The organism is Arthrobacter sp. efr-133-TYG-118, from assembly GCF_030209755.1.
Taxonomy (GTDB): domain Bacteria; phylum Actinomycetota; class Actinomycetes; order Actinomycetales; family Micrococcaceae; genus Arthrobacter.
On the sequence record NZ_JARVRH010000005.1, the window covers coordinates 69,638 to 88,266 of the forward strand.

The 18,629-nt window shown below is 63.5% G+C and carries 13 protein-coding genes; 2 read left to right on the top strand and 11 right to left on the bottom strand.

All coding sequences use genetic code 11. From position 1 onward, the window contains the following. Positions 1 to 293: 293 nt before the first annotated feature. The 4 genes from rpsA to polA all read right to left on the bottom strand — a co-directional run bounded on the left by rpsA (position 294) and on the right by polA (position 6,945). On the bottom strand, positions 294 to 1,769 hold the full coding sequence (gene rpsA / locus QRN59_RS04820; protein ID WP_184735405.1) for a 30S ribosomal protein S1: 1,476 nt from the start codon (positions 1,767 to 1,769) through the stop codon (positions 294 to 296). Positions 1,770 to 1,936: 167 nt separating this feature from the next. Continuing rightward, positions 1,937 to 2,869, bottom strand: a complete 933-nt coding sequence (locus QRN59_RS04825; protein ID WP_284981373.1) for a polysaccharide deacetylase family protein — start codon at positions 2,867 to 2,869, stop codon at positions 1,937 to 1,939. 40 nt (positions 2,870 to 2,909) lie between these two features. Continuing rightward, on the bottom strand, positions 2,910 to 4,214 hold the full coding sequence (locus QRN59_RS04830; RefSeq protein ID WP_284981374.1) for a GNAT family N-acetyltransferase: 1,305 nt from the start codon (positions 4,212 to 4,214) through the stop codon (positions 2,910 to 2,912). A gap of 88 nt (positions 4,215 to 4,302) precedes the next feature. Beyond that, entirely contained in the window at positions 4,303 to 6,945 is a 2,643-nt protein-coding gene (polA, locus tag QRN59_RS04835) for a DNA polymerase I (protein ID WP_284981425.1), read from the bottom strand. Between the two features lie 205 nt (positions 6,946 to 7,150). On the opposite strand from polA, the gene QRN59_RS04840 reads away from it, so the two are divergent. Then, positions 7,151 to 7,618: a hotdog fold thioesterase gene (locus tag QRN59_RS04840; RefSeq protein WP_284981375.1), complete on the top strand. Its 468-nt coding sequence runs from the start codon at positions 7,151 to 7,153 to the stop codon at positions 7,616 to 7,618. Here QRN59_RS04840 and QRN59_RS04845 read toward each other — a convergent pair. The 7 genes from QRN59_RS04845 to QRN59_RS04875 form a co-directional block, all read right to left on the bottom strand. Beyond that, positions 7,571 to 8,167 (bottom strand): dihydrofolate reductase family protein, encoded by a 597-nt coding sequence (locus QRN59_RS04845; protein ID WP_284981376.1) that lies wholly within the window; start codon positions 8,165 to 8,167, stop codon positions 7,571 to 7,573. The genes QRN59_RS04840 and QRN59_RS04845 overlap by 48 nt on opposite strands. Before the next feature lie 36 nt (positions 8,168 to 8,203). Beyond that, positions 8,204 to 8,425: a hypothetical protein gene (locus QRN59_RS04850; protein ID WP_284981377.1), complete on the bottom strand. Its 222-nt coding sequence runs from the start codon at positions 8,423 to 8,425 to the stop codon at positions 8,204 to 8,206. Further along, positions 8,422 to 9,636: an inorganic phosphate transporter gene (locus QRN59_RS04855; protein WP_284981378.1), complete on the bottom strand. Its 1,215-nt coding sequence runs from the start codon at positions 9,634 to 9,636 to the stop codon at positions 8,422 to 8,424. Before QRN59_RS04855 ends, QRN59_RS04850 begins: the two co-directional genes overlap by 4 nt. A 166-nt stretch (positions 9,637 to 9,802) precedes the next feature. Beyond that, positions 9,803 to 10,300, bottom strand: a complete 498-nt coding sequence (locus QRN59_RS04860) for an HAD domain-containing protein (protein WP_284981379.1) — start codon at positions 10,298 to 10,300, stop codon at positions 9,803 to 9,805. Positions 10,301 to 10,353: 53 nt separating this feature from the next. Further along, complete coding sequence (locus QRN59_RS04865) at positions 10,354 to 14,493, bottom strand: Pls/PosA family non-ribosomal peptide synthetase (RefSeq protein WP_284981380.1); 4,140 nt, start codon at positions 14,491 to 14,493, stop codon at positions 10,354 to 10,356. 93 nt (positions 14,494 to 14,586) lie between these two features. Then, a complete protein-coding gene (locus QRN59_RS04870) occupies positions 14,587 to 15,987 on the bottom strand; it encodes a diaminobutyrate--2-oxoglutarate transaminase family protein (RefSeq protein WP_284981381.1) in 1,401 nt (466 codons plus the stop codon). Between the two features lie 112 nt (positions 15,988 to 16,099). Beyond that, on the bottom strand, positions 16,100 to 17,551 hold the full coding sequence (locus QRN59_RS04875) for an aspartate kinase (RefSeq protein WP_350225218.1): 1,452 nt from the start codon (positions 17,549 to 17,551) through the stop codon (positions 16,100 to 16,102). Between the two features lie 166 nt (positions 17,552 to 17,717). Between QRN59_RS04875 and kynA the strand changes: the two genes are divergently transcribed. Further along, positions 17,718 to 18,602, top strand: coding sequence for a tryptophan 2,3-dioxygenase (gene kynA / locus QRN59_RS04880; protein ID WP_284981382.1), 885 nt, complete (start codon positions 17,718 to 17,720; stop codon positions 18,600 to 18,602). The last annotated feature ends 27 nt before the right edge of the window (positions 18,603 to 18,629 follow it).

An 18,629-nucleotide genomic window follows, 5' to 3' on the forward strand; every position in this document is an offset into this window, starting at 1 on the left:
TCACCACCGCTGGACATAATGGGTATATGTCCAGTCCTTCCTGCCAAGGAGGGGCATGTCCCGTTGCTACCCGGGCCAACGCGGAAGGGACATGCCCTCCCGTGATCACCACCGCTGGACATAATGGGTATATGTCCAGTCCTTGCTGCCAACGAGGGGCATGTCCCGTGGAGACCCGGTCAAGGGGAACCTCGGCAGCACCGATACTGGGTTAAACAAAGCGGCTCCTGCGATTCGTAAATGAATCGCAGGAGCCGCTTTTATCCCGGCCCGGAAATCCGGGCCAGTGGCAATTAGTTGCCGGTCAGCTTCTCGCGCAGAGCGGCGAGGGCCTCGTCGGATGCCAGGGTGCCCGCGTTGGACTCGGTGGCAGCCGGCTCGGAGGAGTAGCTGGTGGTGCCGGAGTCGCTCTCGCCGGAAGCGGCGGCAGCGGCGTCGTCAGCAGCGTGCTGGGAAACCTGCTTCTTGTGAGCTTCCCAACGTGCCTGGGCGTCAGCGTACTGCTGCTCCCAAGCGGCGCGCTGCGTCTCGTAGCCCTCGAGCCATTCGTTCGACTCGGGGTCGAAGCCCTCGGGGTACTTGTAGTTGCCCTCTTCGTCGTACTCAGCGGCCATGCCGTACAGAGCCGGATCGAACTCGGTGCTGTCGGCGTCAACGCCCTCGTTAGCCTGCTTGAGGGAGAGGGAGATGCGGCGGCGCTCGAGGTCGATGTCGATGACCTTGACGAAGAGCTCGTCGCCAACGGAGACGACCTGCTCAGCAAGCTCAACGTGGCGGACAGCCAGCTCGGAGATGTGAACGAGGCCTTCGATGCCGTCTTCGACGCGAACGAACGCACCGAACGGAACCAGCTTGGTGACCTTACCCGGAACAACCTGGCCGAGGGCGTGGGTGCGGGCGAAGGTCTGCCACGGGTCTTCCTGCGTGGCCTTGAGGGACAGGGACACGCGCTCGCGGTCCAGATCCACTTCGAGAACCTCGACAGTGACTTCCTGGCCAACCTCGACAACCTCGGACGGGTGGTCGATGTGCTTCCAGGACAGCTCGGAAACGTGAACCAGACCGTCTACGCCGCCAAGGTCCACGAATGCACCGAAGTTGACGATGGAGGAAACGACGCCGGGACGAACCTGGCCCTTTTCCAGCTTGTTGAGGAACGTGGAGCGAACCTCGGACTGGGTCTGCTCGAGCCATGCACGGCGGGAAAGAACAACGTTGTTGCGGTTCTTGTCCAGCTCGATGATCTTGGCTTCGATCTGCTGACCGATGTACGGAGCGAGGTCGCGGACGCGGCGCATCTCGACGAGGGATGCGGGCAGGAAGCCGCGCAGGCCGATGTCGAGGATAAGACCACCCTTGACAACCTCGATGACGGTACCGGTGACGACACCGTCTTCTTCCTTGACCTTCTCGATGTCGCCCCAGGCACGCTCGTACTGAGCACGCTTCTTGGAGAGGATCAGTCGGCCTTCTTTGTCTTCCTTGGTGAGCACCAGGGCTTCGACCTGATCGCCAACGGAGACGACGTCCCCGGGGTCAACGTCGTGCTTGATGGAAAGCTCGCGGGAAGGGATGACACCTTCGGTCTTGTAACCGATGTCGAGCAGGACTTCGTCGCGGTCAACCTTGACGACGATACCTTCGACGAGGTCTCCGTCGTTGAAGTACTTGATGGTGGCGTCGACAGCTGCGAGGAAGTCCTCAGCGGTACCGATGTCGTTGATCGCGACTACGGGGGTACCGGGCTTCTCGGTGGAGGTGATGGTCATGTAGTAGGGGCTCCGTTGTGGATAGAGTATCGGTCAGGCAAACCGCCCGCTTTCCGTCGCCGGTCCGCGGGACACGGCAAAACGCCGGGTCATCCTGAATTGTGGATTGTAAATTTGCGCGCACGTAGTATGCGCCCGTTCATTCTAGTCGTTCGCCGCAAGGAGGGTCAAAGCGGCAGCGCGTCACCGAGCCGCGCGAACGTCACGCCACGGTCCAGCAAGCCTGGAAGGGCTCGCGCATATCCCTCCGCGGTGCCGCCGGCAGGCTGGTTGAAATGCGAGATCACAATCTGGCCGGCGCCCTGTCCTGCAGCGATTTTGCCCACTTCGCCCGCGACTGTCGGGGCCGGGAAGGTCGCGCCGCCGTCGCCGTTCACCGTGAAGCTCACGGGGACCAGTCCGAGGGCATTGGTGATCGCCGCCGCGACGTCGTCGTAGTAGGCAGTTCCCGCCCTGAAGAAGCGGGGGGCTTTGCCACAGAGCCGCTCCATGACTTCCTGGTTGCCCATGATTTCGTCATACACTTCGCCCGCATTGGCGGTGCCCGGGATGCCGTACGCCGAGCGCCCATTGACCGATAGGGGCTGGTGCCGGAAGCCGTGGTTACCGAGCTCGAACAAAGGATCAGCCGCTAGATCGGCTGCCAGCCCGGGGTTGGCCTTGATCCAACGGCCATTGACGAACAAGGTGGCGGGAACGTGGAGCTTGCGCAGGGTCTTGAGCAAGCGTTGATCGCAGTCCGAGCCCTGGGGGCCACCGCAAGCGTCGAACGTCAAGACCGCATGCGTGGACGCGGTTTTCGAGACCACGCCAGGGACAGCAAGCCCCCATTCGGCGGGCTTGCGCCCGGAGAATTCGGCCACAACCTGGGACTTCGACGGCGGTGCCGGCCGCGTTTCGGGCACGACCGGATGCTGGCCCACCTCTTCCACGATCGGCGTTGAACCCGATGACGGGCGAGGCGCCGGCGCCGCTGACGGTTGTTGGGCGCAGGCGGCCAGTCCGGTCATCGCGAGTCCGGCGGCAGCCGCCAGCAACGACCTCCGGCCCGGCAGCCTTGGTCGGCCGAAGGAGTAGCCCCCCGGCTGGAATTCCCCCATGGAATCCTCTTCTGTTGTAGATCCTGCGTGTGGGTTGTGCCTAGAAGTGCGTCAGGCAATGGGCTGGACGTTCGACGGCGAACATGTGCTGGGCAGCCAATGCTGCTCCCGGCGTGTGCTCGCGGATCCGGCCTGCCGAAGCCAAGATTACAGGACTAATGGCACCCAAATAGACAGACCCCAAATCCGTGACGTCCATGCTCAGGTCCGGGCTCCCGCCGTGCGCCTCCCTGACGGAGACGACGACGCCGTCGGACGTCAATTCCCACATACCGCCGGTAAAACCAAGCGTGTCCCGGATTTCCAGCACCAACCGCCCATCGGTGCCGTAGCGGCGGGCTGACAAAGCTGCAGGGACGTCAAGGACGCGCAACCACAACATGTCGCGATAGTCGGAAGACGTGACGCAGCGTCCGTCCTCGAGCGCCCACGCGAGGGGGTCTTCAACGGGAGCTTCAGGCCAGGAGACCTGTTCGACGAGATCGATGCTGCCCAGGAATTGCCACAGTTCCAGGTACGCGGAGTCCGTCGCGGCGACGAGGTCCACGATTTCCACCGTGTATGGCTTCGTGTCCCAGCCGGCGAACTTGTAGGACACGTAGCCGTCAATGGCGGCGTCCGGTCCGTAGTGGAGCGCACATTTGATGGCCTTGTCTTCACTGCCGTCGCGCTTCATGGCCCCGGACACATGATGGCGGTAGGAGTCCTGCCGCACGATGGACCCCGGCGTCCGGTGGTGAACCCGTTCGAAAACCTCGGGCGCGAGGTCGAGAAGGACCCTTGGATCCGCGATTTCCACCCGGCCAACGGGCTCGTGCCGGACGCGGAATTTCGGACCGGTGTCCACCTTGATGCTCCGCTCGAAGGTTGCGACGCCAAATCCAAAGCGGCCGTAAATGGATGCCTCGGATGCCGTCAGCGCGGCCATGGCGAAGCCATCGTCCTTGGCATCGGCGAGATCCGCGGTCATCATCCCCCGCAGGATGCCCTGGCGTCGATGCGTTCCGCGGACCGTGACAGCGGTGATCTGGCGCGTCCGTAGTTCCTGGCCGAAGCCGATATTCAGCTTGTTCTCCAGCGTTCCAAAGGTCGCCACCGGAAATCCCGGGTTGAGCGCATGCAACGGAGGTTCGTCGTTGACGTAAACGCCCGTCAGCTCACGGTTGTCCGCCTGGTACATCGCGAGAATCTTGTCGATGAGTTCATCGCTTCGTTGCTCGTCGTGGAATCCGAAGCCAACGGCCCGGATCCACTCACGTGCTTGTCCGTAGTCCGGGTTCTCCTTGTCGACGGAACGAAAGCGCTTGACCTTGTATTTTTCGTTAGTTTCCTTGGGATCAGCCACGCCCCCGAGCCTAGCCAGACCGCATGGGGCACGCCACCTTATCAGCGGCGTGCCCCATCCCGGCCCGCAACGCGGGCCTGTGCGCCTGTTAGTGCCCGGCGTCGTACCAGCTGGAGCCGACTCCGAGCTGCACGTCCAGCGGCACCGAGAGCTCGGCTGCGGTCCCCATTTGTTCGGTCACGAGCTTTTCGACGGCTTCCCGTTCACCATGGGCAACCTCGAGTACGAGTTCGTCATGGACCTGCAGCAGCATCCGCGACTTCAGCCCCTGGCTGGTCAGCTCGGCCGAAACGCCGAGCATCGCCCGCTTCATGAGGTCCGCCGCCGAACCCTGGATCGGCGAGTTCAGTGCAATGCGCTCGGCGATCTCGCGGTGCTGGCGGTCCGTGCTGGTCAGGTCCGGAAGATAGCGGCGGCGGCCTTCGATCGTGGAAGTGTAGCCGTCGATCCGGGCCTGCTCCACCACGCCACGCAGATAGTCGCGCACGGCGCCGAAGCGGTCGAAGTAGTCCTTCATGAGGGTCCTGGCTTCGTCGACCGAGATTTCCAGCTGCTTGGACAGGCCGAAGGAAGTCAGGCCGTAGGCCAATCCATAGGACATGGCCTTGACCTTGGAGCGCATGGCACTCGTGACCTCTTCCGGCGCCACGTTGAAGATGTGCGAGCCGACGTAGCGGTGCAGGTCCTCACCCTCCTTGTACGCCTGGATGAGCCCTTCGTCGCCGGACAGATGGGCCATGATACGCATTTCGATCTGCGAGTAGTCGGCCGACAGCAGGCATTCGTAGCCCTCACTGACGACGAAGATTCCGCGGACGCGACGACCTTCCTCACTGCGCACCGGGATGTTCTGCAGATTGGGATTGTTCGAGGAAATACGCCCTGTGGCGGCGACGTTCTGCGCGTACGTGGTGTGGATGCGGCCGTCCTCAGCCACTGATTTCTTGAGTGTCTCCAGCATTTGGGCCAGCTTGGAGGATTCCCGGTGGGCCATGAGCTGCACCAGGAACTCGTGGCCGGTCTTCTCCAGGAGGGCCTTCAGCGAGGCGGCGTCCGTTGTGTAGCCGGACTTGATCTTCTTGGTTTTGGGCAGGCCAAGCTCTTCGAAGAGGACGGTTTGCAGCTGCTTGGGCGAGCCGAGATTGACCTCGTGGCCAATTGCGGCAAATGCCTGGTCCTGCGCGTCGTCGATCACTTTCGCGAGGTCCGCGAGCTGTTCGTTCAGGCGGTCCGTGGAGATGGCGATGCCCGAGAGTTCCATCTGGGCCAGGACCCGCGCGACCGGCAGCTCCAACGTGGTCAGGAGCGCCTCAGCCTTGCGCTCGGCGAGCTCGCTTTCGAAGTGCTTGCTCAGTGCGTGTACGACGGCGGCCTGCTGGACGAGCGCGCCGGCCGCGGCATCATCCGGCCCATCACCAAGCTCGAGTTCCAGCTGGCCGGTTTGGGCCGCCGCGGCCGTGACAGTGATCCTCAAGTGGTGCTGGGCGAGCTCGGCGAGCTCGTAGCTGCGGCGGTCCGGCTGGATGAGGTAGCCCGAAATGGCAGTGTCGTCCACCACGCCTTCCAAGCCAAGTCCACGGTGGTCCAAGGCCTTCAAGGCGTCCTTGAACTCGTGCATGACCTTGGCCTCTTCGGGGTCCCGAAGCCACTTGGCCAGGACGGCATCGGCCGCCGCGTCCAAGGACGACAGCTCGATGTAGGCAGCCCCGTTGGACCGCACGATGGCGAGGGCATCGGCGTCGTCGCCAATCCGACCCGGGACCAACTGCACGGCGACGGCGGCTCGGCTCCCCGCCCCGGCGGCGAAGAACTCCTCCAAGGCGGCGGCGTCCTCCAGGATCTTGTAGTCGGGCGCGTCGATGGTTTCGGGAGGCGCGCCGGCGGTGTCATCGCCATAGAGTGCGAACAGCCGGGCGCGGAGGGTCCTGAACTCGAGGGTGTCGAAGAGTGCCTCGATCTCCTGGCGATTGGGACGCGGCTCCTCAAGTTCCGCGAGCGTCACAGGGAGCTCAAGGTCGCTTAGGAGCTGGTTGAGGCGGCGATTGCGTTTGACGGCATCGATGTTTTCCCGGAGGGCTCCACCGACTTTGCCGCCGATGGAATCCAGGTTCTCCAGGATCCCTTCGAGGCCGCCGTAAAGGTTGATCCACTTGGCTGCGGTCTTCGGGCCGACGCCGGGAACGCCTGCAAGGTTGTCGGCGGACTCCCCTACCAGCGCGGCGAGATCGGAGTAGCGGGACGGGGGAACGAAGTACTTTTCTTCGATGGCTGCCGCGTCCATGCGGGGAATATTGGAAACGCCCTGTTTCGGGTACAGGACGAACACGTTGTCCGTGATGAGCTGGAAAGCGTCACGGTCCCCTGAGACCAGGAGGACTTCGTAGCCTGCGGCCTCGCCCCGTGCCGCGAGTGTGGCGAGGATGTCATCAGCCTCGTAGCCCGGCATCTTGATGGTCTTGATGCCCCACGCTTCCATGACTTGATCGATGAGATCGATCTGCCCGCGGAATTCCGACGGCGTCTCGTTGCGGCCAGCCTTGTATTCGCTGTACTCCGCCTTGCGGAACGTCGTGTCGTCCGAGACATCGAAGGCCACCGCTACGTGGGTGGGCTTCTGGTCCTTGATGAGGTTGATCAACATCGAGGTGAAGCCATGCACGGCGTTGGTGTGCTGGCCCGAGGACGTGGCGAAGTTCTCTGCCGGAAGAGCATAGAACGCCCGGAACGCCATCGAGTGACCATCGAGGACCAAGAGCCTCGGCTGGCCACCTGCCGTCGTCCCCGCAATGGTTGTTGAAGGGTCTGGTGCCGTTGCGGTGGCAGTTGATGTTGCTGTTCCAGTTGATGTTGCTGTTCCAGTTGACACTGGCGTTGACGTTGCCGTTGGAACTGAGTCCGGTTTGGTTGTTTCGCTCACAGGTGCCAGCCTAGTTGCCATGATGGACAATTTCACGCCGGGCCCGTTCACTGACGAACTCAATGCGGCAGGAGTTCCGCAGGAGTTGCACAGTTGGCTTTCCCGCTATGGCGTGGGGTCGCTCGTGGCGAAAATGGGCATCAAGTTCCTTGAACTGGGCCCGGAACGGACTGTCGCCACCATGCCGGTGGAGGGTAATACCCAGGTTGCCGGCATCCTCCATGGCGGAGCCCATGTGGTCCTCGCCGAAACCTTGGGATCCTTCGCGGCGGCCCTGCATGCCGGAGCCGGACGCCACGTGGTGGGAATCGAGGTGGGCGCAACCCACCACCGCTCCATAGCGAGCGGCCTGGTCACGGGCACGTGCACAGCCATCCACTTGGGCGGCACGCTTGCCACCCACGAAATTGTCATGACCGACGATCACGGCCGACGGCTGTCAACCGCCCGGATTACCAACATGATCCGGGAGAACAGGGCCCGCTGACCCGGCACGCGCGGGGAACCTGTAGCGCAGCTCGACTGCCGCGCCACCAAGGGTGCGGGACGAGATCAACTCAAGCGGCGCCGTCGGGCTCTCGACAGGCAGCAATCGCTTACCGGAACCCAGGGCGACAGGGATGAGGGTGACAATCATCTCGTCCAGCAGGCCGGCCTTGGCGAACTGGGCCACGAGATTTCCACCACCAACCAGCCAGACGTTCTTGTCACCGGCGTCGGCAATCAGGTCCGGCGCGAATTCCTCAACCTCGCCACGCACGAACGTGACGTCCGCACCGGGCGGCGCAGCGTATTCGCGGTGGGTGAAGATCCAGCATGGAACACCCGGATAGGGCCATTTGCCCGGTTCGTGTTCCATGAGCCAGCGATACGTCTGGCCGCCCATGACAATGCAGCCGATGCCCGCCATGAAGTCTTCGTAGCTTTCGGTGACGCCCTCGGCCTCTTCGAACTGGAGCAGCCAGCCGAGATCGTCTTCTTTCGTGGCGATGAACCCGTCAAGCGAGGATGCCACGTAGTACTGGAAATCCGCCATGCCCCCACCCTACCCATGAGGCAGCGGCGTTCACAGCTACTTCGTGAAGTACGGAACGATCAGATAGATCCCGAAAAGCACGGCGATTCCGCAGGCCGCGAAACACAGGTAGGCAAGCGAGCGGACCATGACCGGTGACTTCTGCCGGGCGTCGCCCGCGATGGCAGTAAGACGGACACCGAGCGAATACAGCACGACGAGGAGCAAGGCCGCGACAAGAGTTGCGCCGGCTACCTGAACCAGATCCAACCACTTCATGCCTGGATGTCCTTACTCACACTTTTGCTCGGGTTCTGTTTTTTGGCGTTCTTCTTGCGGAAGCGGACGGCAGTGCCGGCTTCCTCGACTTCGACGGCGTTGTGGTGGCCCACGTGCGACTTTCTTGAGTAAATGAACATATAGACGACGACGGCGGTGCCCACGACTGCAGCGATAACGACGCCGACAGTGCCGGTGCCGATCAGGAACGCGGTCAAGGCGCCCACGATGGCAGCCGCAGGGAGGGTAAAGAGCCAGCCGGTGGCGATGCGCCCCACGGTTCCCCATCGCACTGTGGTGCCCTTACGTCCGAGTCCCGAGCCAATGACCGAACCGGAAGCCACCTGCGTGGTCGAAAGCGCGAAGCCCAGATGTGAGGAAGCAAGGATGGCCGAAGCGGTGCTGGCTTCCGCTGAGAAGCCCTGCGCCGGCTTGACGTCGGTCAGCCCTGAGCCCATGGTCCGGATGATGCGCCAGCCGCCGGCGTAGGTTCCGATGGCGATGGCGAGTGCGCAGGCCCCGATGACCCAGAGCTGGGGGCCGCTGCCGGCGGGCTGGGTGCCGGCGGCGATCAGGACGAGGGTGATGATGCCCATGGTCTTTTGCGCGTCGTTGGTACCGTGGGCCAATGCGACAAGGCTGGAGGTGAAGATCTGGCCGGTACGGAATCCGCCGCGCTTCTGGGTCAGCTTGTCGCCGGTTTCGGGGTCATGCCGGGACGTCAGGGCGTAGGCCAGCTTGGTGCATAGATAGGCCACGGCACCGGCGAGCAGCGGCGAGAAGATGGCCGGAAGAATGACTTTCTGGAGCACGGTGTCGAAGTTGACGGCGTGGAAGCCGATGCCGACGATCGCCGCACCGATGAGGCCGCCAAAAAGCGCGTGCGAAGAACTGGACGGCAGCCCCTTGAGCCACGTGAACATGTTCCACAGGACGGCTCCCATCAGCCCGGCGAAGATGATCTCCGGCGTGATGTGGATGCCGTCCGTGCCCTCGCGGATGAGGCCTCCGGAAATGGTCTTTGCCACTTCGGTCGAGAGGAACGCGCCCACGAGGTTGAGCACCGCGGCCAAGGCAACAGCCGTCTTGGGCTTGATGGCACCCGTGGCGATCGGAGTCGCCATGGCGTTCGCTGTGTCGTGGAACCCGTTGGTGAAGTCAAAAAATAAGGCCAGCGCTATGACAAGCGCGACCATGAAGGTGATTCCCACCTTGTGCCCAATCTGCAGAGTCGACGATGCGCAGTTCCACTTCCCCGGGCCTGCCTGACAAAACAGTTCAGCAATCGTTCATCTGACTGTACTGGCGGATTTAACTATGGCGGGCGTGAAACCTTAAGAATCCTACGTGCCATTGCCGGCATGGCCAAACATCGAATCATCCAAGGAATTGCCGAACAGCCGCGATATCGCCCCGCGACAGGCCCCGCCGCGGGTCCGGTGAGATCCAAAGCACACGGCTGCCGAGGAACTCGGCCCAGGACCGGGCAGCGGCTTCATGGTTCAGCTGATCGTCCATCCACACGATGCGTTCGGCTCCGGACTCTTGGACGTCTTTTTGCAAAACGTCCAGCTTCCACCAATCAGCGGTCTGGTCCCAACTGTCGCTCGTCAAGACGGGCCAGTGCTCGCCATGGAGGCCGATCGCCGGACACAGGAACTCAGGCGCGAGCCGCTGCCACGTCGTCAGCCAAACAAACCTCGCCCTGGGATGGGCGGCAAGCTCATTGAGTTCGTCAACCAGTTCGGACGCGTAAACGACGTCCAGGATTCCGGCGTCGGCGATTTTCCATTCAGTACCCCAATCGGTGAAGCCCATGGGACCGAAGGGGTTCACCACGCCGTCGACGTCCAGATACAGCGACACGGTGGTCATGCAGCCCCCTCCCCGACGTGCCAACAAGGCCAGCGTAAGGCAAGCGCTGTGTGTCACGGCAGTCCAGGGACGGCTTGCCGCGTGAGTTCGCGTGCGGGATTGCCGCCGAAGATTCTGTGGGCGGGGACGTCTTCGCCCTTCATCAGGAACGAGTCGGCTTCGAGCTGGGAACCTTCGTGCAGGGTGGTTCCATAGTGGACGAATGCGCCCACTCCAAGAGTGCAGCCGGTACCAAGCGTGATGGCGTCGAGCTTGAACGCGCCGTCCTCCATGGAGTGGCATTGTGTGACGGCGTAAGCGTTGAGGGTGCAGTAGTCCCCAATGGTGACGAGGGTCCTTTCCGGGATCCCGCAACCGTCGTCGAAGACCTTCTTGCCCATCCTGACCCCCAGGATTCGCCAAATCACGGCTTTGAAGGGCGTGCCGTTGAACATCTGCACAATTCCCCCGGCGCCGAGTTTCCAGTAGCGCTCATGCCGCCAGAAGGGCACTTCGTAGATGGAGCAAGAAAGCGGCGAAAGTCTTCCAAAGCCGAGGGATGCCCGCTCCACGAGGACCATCAGGGCACCCGTGGTAATGACCATTGTTCCCAGCGCAGCCACCGCAGCGAGGCCTCCTGCGGCGGGGAGGAAGGCCTGCGATGCCCAGGCGGCGAGGAGAATCACGTACAGCTCGGCCCACCGGGCCAGCAGGTAAAAGATCACCGTCACGGTGTTGTGCAGGTTCTTTGCCGGGATCCGGCGCCGTAGTTCCTCTGCCGTCCTGAACCGATCAAAGGTGTTGTCCCGGTCCACAGTGCGCGGTATTTCAAAGGGCGGTGAGCCCAGGAGGCCAACCCCCTCGCGGAGCGGACCCTCCAAAGGCACCATGGTCTTGGTCCCTAGAAGGCAGTTGTCCCCCATCCTGGCTCCGGCGGGATAGGCGATGTTGTTGCCGAAGAAGCTCCTGGCCCCGATGATGGCAGGCGAGAGGCGGAAAGCGGTGTTTGAGTAGTCAGCATTGATGATCGACAGGCCATCCGAGACCATGGTGCCGCTGCCGACAGTAGTCAGGGTGGGACTGTCATGCTTCAGCCCGACGCCGAAATTGGATCCGGTCTGCACCATGTCCGGCTGGTGGTAGCCAAGGACATTCAGGTAGTACACGATCAGGGAACTGTCGCCGGTGAGCTGGAGGAGGGCTTTGAGGTTGGTCAGCCGTTGGGCCGTCCGCAAGAGTCCGAAGCGGAAGCCGTAGAGGGGGTAGTCCTTGCCTGGAACCAGAAGCAACGCAAGCAGCCTGGGAAGGGTGGCGGCGACGGCGAAGGCGGCCAGGATACTGCCGAAAAGAAGGACGGCGGAGATCAGCAGAAGTGCCTGCCAGAAAAGCGGCTTGGCCGGGTTTGTTTCGCCCGTGGGGAGGGACGCGAGTACGACGTCGATGGTTCCAAGCCCGATGGAAGACACCAGTACCACGTGGACCAGCACGGTCCAGAAACTGAAACTGACCCGGCGGGCCGTCCCGGACGTGACTCGTCCCGCCCTGCGGTAACTAATGTTGGTGGGTTCGGCGGGTGAGCCGGCCCAGGCTCCGCCAGGCGGAACAATCTGGAAGCGATGTAGGCAAGAGCTGTGCCCCAGTTGGGCGTCGTCGCCCATGGCGGTGTCAATGTCCAGCGTGGTCTGCTCGCCGATCAGGACGTTGCGGCCCAGGGTGACGGACCCCGTCTGGATCCGGCCGCCGTGGGCACGGTAGCAGTAAAAGGTGGAGTCCTTTCGGATCACCGTGTCCGCCCCCACCGCCAGCAGGTCGGGGCAGGCGGGAATCCTTGAGGAGAGGATGGTCACGCGGGGGCCGATCCTGGCCCCGAGTGCGCGGAGATATAGCGGGAAGACCGGCGTTCCGACGAACATCCGGACAGGGCTTGTGGCGACCAAGGTCTTGACGAACCAGAAGCGGACGTACCTTAAGGACCAGAGAGGGAACTCCTCGGTCTTCCATCGGCCGATGAGGGCCCATTTGAGCACAACGGGTAGGACTGCCAAGGCCAGGAACGACACGGTGCCGACGACGGCGGAGCGCGCCACGAGGGCGCCGGGCTGCCGGGACCCGCCGATCCACTGCTCGCCGGCCACGGGGATGAGCAACGCGACGTACGCGTAGGCCAGGGCGGCAATGGCCTGCAAAGCCCCGCACAGCAGGTACTGGCCGGTCCCGACGCGCAAGAAGGGTTCCGCCGCCGCAGCTTGCCCGCCCCCGGCGCCGGCCCCCGCCAGCGCCTCGTCGTTCGCGGCATCCAGGGCGGCCGCCAAGGCAGCGATGGTCGGATGTCCATAAATTTCGCGCATCGAGACTGAAGGCGGGTTGGCTTCCTTGCGGACGTTCGCGCAGAAGTGAGCCAGCAGCAGGGAGTTTGCCCCGAGGTCGTTGAAGAAATTGGCGGTGGTGGACACTGACGTGAGCTGGAGGGCCGCAGCCAGGGCCGGGGCGAGGATCCGTTCCGTAGGAGTTACCGGCCTGGTGTCGGCGAAATCTGTACTGACCGTGCGCGGGCCAGTGGGATGTGGAAGCCTGCTGCGGTCCACTTTCCCGCTGACCATCATCGGCATGGTCCGGAGGGGCTGGAAATAGCCTGGCACCATGTAGGCGGGGAGCCGTTCGCGCAGCCAGGCGCGGATGTCGCCTCCTTCCACCTTGGGTGCGTTCCGGTGCACCGTGTAGTAGGCGGCGAGTTCCGTGATTCCCGGCCCGGGCTCCCACGTCTTCACAACTGCCGTCGCTATCCCGGGCATCTGCAGAAGGACACTTTCGATTTCGCTCAGCTCAATCCGATAGCCCCGGACCTTCACCTGTGTGTCGGTGCGGCCGTGGTACTCGATTTCGTCCTGGTCGTTGAACCGGCCGAGGTCACCGGTGCGGTAGATGCGATGGGACGGGTTGTCCTCCAGACCCAGGAAATCGGGAATGAATGCCTTTTCTGTCAGTTCGGGCCGGTTGATGTAGCCCCGGGCGAGCCCGATGCCCGCCAGCCCGATTTCGCCCAGCTCGCCGTGGGGCAGTGCGCGGTCCTGGACGGGATCCAGGATGACCGCGGAATAGCCGGGCAACGGTTTGCCCAAGGTCACGGGCTTGCCGGGTTCCGCCGAGCCCCAGGTGGCTGTCACGGTCGCTTCGGTGGGCCCGTAGACATTCAGGAAACGCCGGCCGGGCCGGTGCCAACGCTCCACAAGGTCCTCCGGGCAGGCTTCACCGGAGACGAGCAGGAACCGCAGCCCTGGCACGTCGTCCTCGAGCGTGGCCAGCAGGGTCGGCACACAGCAAAGGGCGGTGATGTTCCGGGCCTCGATGAACTCGGCAAGTTCCGGCCCGAGGAGGTTGTTCCCGGGCGGCCGCGGCACCAAGGTGGCCCCGACCATCCAAGGCACCCAGATCTCCTCCACGGAGAAATCGAAAGCTGTGGTCATGCCTTGGTAGACCCGGTCGTGGGAATCGTAGCCATAGGTTTCGGAGGCAATCCGCACGAAGTGGCAGATGCTGGCGTGGGCGATGGCCACTCCCTTGGGCCGTCCGGTGGACCCCGAGGTGTAGATGATGTAAGCCAGTCCGTTGTCCGTGGATGTCTGCCCCGCCCAAGCCAAGCGGGAGGATTCAAGCGCGGCAATGCGGTGGTCCTCCTTGTCCACGCGAACGGCAAGGTCCGCGGTCCCCGGCAGGAGGCTGTCCGCGAGGCGGGAGACAGTCAGGAGCATGGTGACGTCGGCGTCTGCGGCGATATAGGAAATTCTCTCGGGAGGGAACACCGGGTCGAGGGGCACGTAAACGGCGTGGGCCTTGAGGACCGCAAGCATGCCGACATAGGACCGCACCGGGTCGTCGAACAGCAGTGCGACTCTGTCGCCGGGGCTTGCCCCGCGGGCAAGGAGGTAGCGGGCGAGCCGGTTGGCCCGGGCGTCCAGTTCTTCGTAGCTGAGCGAACCATCCGCCGTTTCCACGGCAGGATGACGGCTGTGGCCTTCGGCCCGTTGCCGGTCGCACCGGTTCTCGAAGAGCTCCTCAAGCCGCTCGCCGGGGCTCCACCGGATGGTGGCGCCCAATGCCGTGTTGCCCAGCGCGGTGCCGACCAGGACCGCGGCGCCGTCCCTGAGCTGGATCAGGGATCGGGCGCTTGTGGCCGCTCCGCCCGGGGGCCGGCCCGGATCCACATGCCTTCCCATGTTCGCCTCCTTGTTCTGGCCTTGTGTCCGGCCTAATCGGGCCGCGCCTAATCGGGCCGCGCCTTATCGGGCCGCGCCTAATCGGGCCGCGCCTTATCGGGCCGCGCCTGTCGTGGTCCTGTGTTCTGCAATGGCACATTGTTCGGCAATGGCAGGCAGAAGGAGCCGGCAGGCTGCGTCGACGAGTTCTTCCGTGATGTTCAGCGGGGGCAGGAGCCTGACCACGCAGTCGTCCCGGCCGCCGCACTCGAGTATCAGGCCCAGCTCCAGGGCATTTCGCTGCACTGCCCGGGCCAGGCCACCGGCAGGACGGCCGGTTTCCGGATCGGCGAACTCGATCCCCCACATCAGGCCGCGGCCCCGCACCTCGCGCACCCAGGGGTTGCCGGCCAAGGGTGCGAGAAGCCGGGCAATCTGGGCACCGCGCCTACGGACGTTGCCGAGAACGTCGTCGCGCCGGATGATCTCCACTGCTGCGGCCCCCGCGGCGAATGCCAGCTGATTTCCGCGGAATGTTCCGGTGTGGGCGCCGGGGAGCCAGCGATCAAGGTCCTTGTTGTAGATGATCAGGGCAACGGGGAGGCCTATTCCGCTGAGGGCCTTGGATGCGACGATGACATCCGGCTCGATCCCGTACTGCTCGAACGCGAACCAGGTTCCGGTGCGCCCGCACCCGGTCTGGATCTCATCGATAATCAACGGGATGCCCATCTCACGGGTCACCCTGCGCACCGTTCGCGCGAATTCTGCGGTGGCCGGTACAACTCCTCCCTCGCCTTGGACCATTTCCATGATGACGGCTGCGGGAAGCGGAATGCCCCCAAGCGGGTCTTTGAGGGAATGTTCCAGGAATTGGACGCAGTTGGTCGAAGAGGTCTCCGGGTGCAGGCCCAAGGGACACTGTGCACAGTAGGAGTAAGGGAAGAAGTGCACTCCGGGCATCCCGTTCGCGACCGCTTGCTTCTGTTCAACCAGTCCGGTCAACGCCATCCCCGCGGCGCTGCTGCCGTGGAATGCTCCCTGGAAGCACACGATGTCCCCGCGCCCGGTGGCCGTCTTGCACAGTTTGACGGCAGCATCCACGGCATTTGCACCGGTCGGTCCACAGAAGTGGATCTTCATCCGATCGGCGAGCCCCCAGGGAAGCATCGACAGCTGCGCCGTCATGAAGGCATCCTTCGCCGGCGTCGGGAAATCAAGTCCATGGCTCAATCTCCGCAGTTGTCCGGCCACGACCTCAACCAGTTCCGGATGGCTGTGCCCGAGGGACAAAACCCCGGCACCGGCGAGGAAATCAATGAAGACATTGTCATCGACGTCCCGCACAAAGGCTCCGGAGCCCTCGGCAATCGCGATGGGAAGATGCCGCGGATAGGTGCGGGCATTCGATTCGTTGCGTTCCTGGTGCGCCAGCAACTCGGCAGACCTGGGTCCCGGGAGGGGCCCGGTTACATGTGCCGAGGTCAAGGTAGCCTGCTGCGGGAGAGTGTTCATGGCGATCGGGTCCTTATCCCGGGGATCCGCGGAGGCGGATCAATGATTGAGCGCTTCCCGCGGCCGTGCCTTGGCGACGCGGGGAGGATGGGGTGCAGGTGCTGCGGCCCCGCTACGGCGCTTTCGTGGCCTCCTCTCCTGCATGGTCCAGTTCTGCATGGTCCAGTCCTGCACGGTCCAGTCCGAAGGCCAAGCGCACAGCGCGCTGTGCATCCTCGAGCACGGCCACGCGAACAGCAACGTCGATGCGCATGTCGGACGCCGAGATCAACTCGGTCTCGGCTCCTGCGTCCGAAAGGGCCGTGAAGAGCCGCGAAAAGACCTGCGCGTCAGTGCGCATGCCCAGTCCGATCAGCGACAGCCTGCCGATCTGGCCGTCGTACTGGAGGTCCACGAAGCCGATGGCCCTCTGGGCTGCGGACAGGGCGGCACGGACACGGAATCCGTCCCGGCCGGGAACGGCCAGCGAAATGTCGCTCGCGCCGGCGCGCGCGGACGAGGTGTTTTGAACGGCCATCTCAACCTGGGCGCGCTCATCGGCAAGAAGCCCGAAGATTTCTGCGGACTTTCCCACGCCGTCCGCGACGCCTATCAACGTCAGCTTCGCCACGGACTTGTCGCAGAGAACTGCAGAGACTACTGGCTGCTCAACGGCCGGAGCCCTGTCCCAGACCGGCTGGTGGTCCCATTCCGCCTCCTGGTCCCGGCCTGGCAGGATCAAGGTTCCAATACCCCGGTTGAAGGAGGAGCGCACATGGATGGGGACGCCAAAACGGCCCGCATATTCAAGACATCTGGCATGCACGATTTTGGAACCGGACGCAGCCAGCTCCAGCATTTCCTCGTTTGAAATGACGTCGATTTTCCGCGCGCGGGGAACAACCCGCGGGTCAGCGGTGTACACGCCATCGACGTCGGTATAGATCTCGCACATTCCGGCGCCCAACGCCGCGGCCAAGGCGACGGCCGTGATGTCCGAACCGCCCCGGCCGAGGGTGGTGACCTCTTTCTTCTTGAGGCCCTTGCCTTGGAAACCGGCGACGATGGCAACTTCTTCGCGCTTCAAGCAAGCCCGGATATGATGCGGGTCAACGTTGACGATGTGCGCCTTGCCGTGGATGCCATCGGTTATCAGTCCGGCCTTTTTTCCGCTGAAGGTCCGGGAAGGAACACCCAGGTCGGACAAGGCAATCGCCAGGAGCGTCACGGAGATCCGTTCACCCGTGGTCAGCAATGTGTCGAGTTCGCCGGCGGGAGGACTCGGGCTGAGGGAGACGGCCAGGTCAAGCAGTTCGTCCGTAGTGTCGCCCATGGCCGAAACCACGACCACCAGCGGATGTCCGGCCTCCCGGGTCTCAGCGATCCGCCGGGCCACTCGCTTGATGGCTGCTGCGTCGGCAACGGAGGAGCCCCCGTATTTCTGCACTATAAGGTCCCGGGCCCGAAGCTTGGTACGCGCTCGTAGCGCCATCTGTTCGAGACCGGGGAAGCGTTCTGGTCCGTCCACCTCCGGATGCTGACTGTCTGCTGGTAGATCCCGGATGCTGACTGTCTGCTGGTACATGGAGCCTCCTGGCGCCCGCATCCCCCCTTGCCGATCTTACAACGTACAGACCTCGCCGGCGGTTCACCTAGGCAACAAAAAGGGGCCTTTGGAACGCCGCCGGGAGCCAGGGCTTCCCCGTAATTCACTATCTTGACGTTCGTCACAAGAGTGATAATATGAATGCATGGAAAACCCCACCGGCCACTCCGAACAGAGCATCAGTGCCCAGAGCATCAGGCCCATCGAGGATTCGGTCCGCACCGACTTCAGCCAGGCCATGTCCTACGGCGGGTATCTGGACCTCGACCGCCTCCTCACCGCCCAGCATCCGTTGAGCACCCCGGAACACCACGACGAATTGCTGTTCATCATCCAGCACCAGACCAGCGAATTGTGGCTCAAGCTCGTCCTGCATGAACTCCTTGAAGCCCGCCGCCTCCTTGATGCGGACAACCTTGCCAAGGCCCTCAAATGCATCGCGCGCGTCAAGGCGATCCAGCGGACCATGACCGAACAGTGGTCTGTCCTGGGCACCCTCACTCCTCGCGAGTACTCCGAATTCCGGCGCTTCCTGGGCAGCTCGTCAGGATTCCAGTCCCACCAGTACCGCGCCGTCGAGTTCCTGCTGGGCAACAAGAACCGGGGCATGCTCCGGGTTTTCGAGAGCGATCCGGCGGCGCACAGCCAGCTCAACACCCTCCTGGAGGAGCCGACCCTTTACGACGCCTTCCTCGCGGTGCTGGCGCGGGCCGGTTATGCCGTTCCCGCCGAAATCCTTGAACGCGACACCAGCGAACCGTGGACGTTCCGGAAGGACCTGGTCCCGGTCTTCCAGGAGATCTACGAATCGGAAGCCACGCCATGGGGTTTCTACGAGGCCTGCGAAGACCTCGTGGACATCGAGGACAACTTCCACGCCTGGCGCTTCCGCCACTTGCGCACGGTGCAACGGACCATCGGATTCAAGGTGGGTACGGGCGGCTCCTCAGGCGTCGACTTCCTCAAGCGGGCCCTTGACCTGACCTTCTTCCCCGAGCTCTACGCCGTCCGCACCGAGATCGGCAACTGAACAGCAATCCAAGCCCGGCAACCCCCT

Coding starts and splice junctions, on each gene's coding strand:
- QRN59_RS04850 (WP_284981377.1), bottom strand. CDS start 8,425: ATGAAGTGGTTGGATCTGGTTCAGGTAGCCGGCGCAACTCTTGTCGCG.
- polA (WP_284981425.1), bottom strand. CDS start 6,945: ATGGCGTTCCGGGCGTTCTATGCTCTTCCGGCAGAGAACTTCGCCACG.
- QRN59_RS04845 (WP_284981376.1), bottom strand. CDS start 8,167: ATGGCGGATTTCCAGTACTACGTGGCATCCTCGCTTGACGGGTTCATC.
- kynA (WP_284981382.1), top strand. CDS start 17,718: ATGGAAAACCCCACCGGCCACTCCGAACAGAGCATCAGTGCCCAGAGC.
- QRN59_RS04860 (WP_284981379.1), bottom strand. CDS start 10,300: ATGACCACCGTGTCGCTGTATCTGGACGTCGACGGCGTGGTGAACCCC.
- QRN59_RS04865 (WP_284981380.1), bottom strand. CDS start 14,493: ATGGGAAGGCATGTGGATCCGGGCCGGCCCCCGGGCGGAGCGGCCACA.
- rpsA (WP_184735405.1), bottom strand. CDS start 1,769: ATGACCATCACCTCCACCGAGAAGCCCGGTACCCCCGTAGTCGCGATC.
- QRN59_RS04870 (WP_284981381.1), bottom strand. CDS start 15,987: ATGAACACTCTCCCGCAGCAGGCTACCTTGACCTCGGCACATGTAACC.
- QRN59_RS04875 (WP_350225218.1), bottom strand. CDS start 17,551: ATGTACCAGCAGACAGTCAGCATCCGGGATCTACCAGCAGACAGTCAG.
- QRN59_RS04840 (WP_284981375.1), top strand. CDS start 7,151: ATGATGGACAATTTCACGCCGGGCCCGTTCACTGACGAACTCAATGCG.
- QRN59_RS04825 (WP_284981373.1), bottom strand. CDS start 2,869: ATGGGGGAATTCCAGCCGGGGGGCTACTCCTTCGGCCGACCAAGGCTG.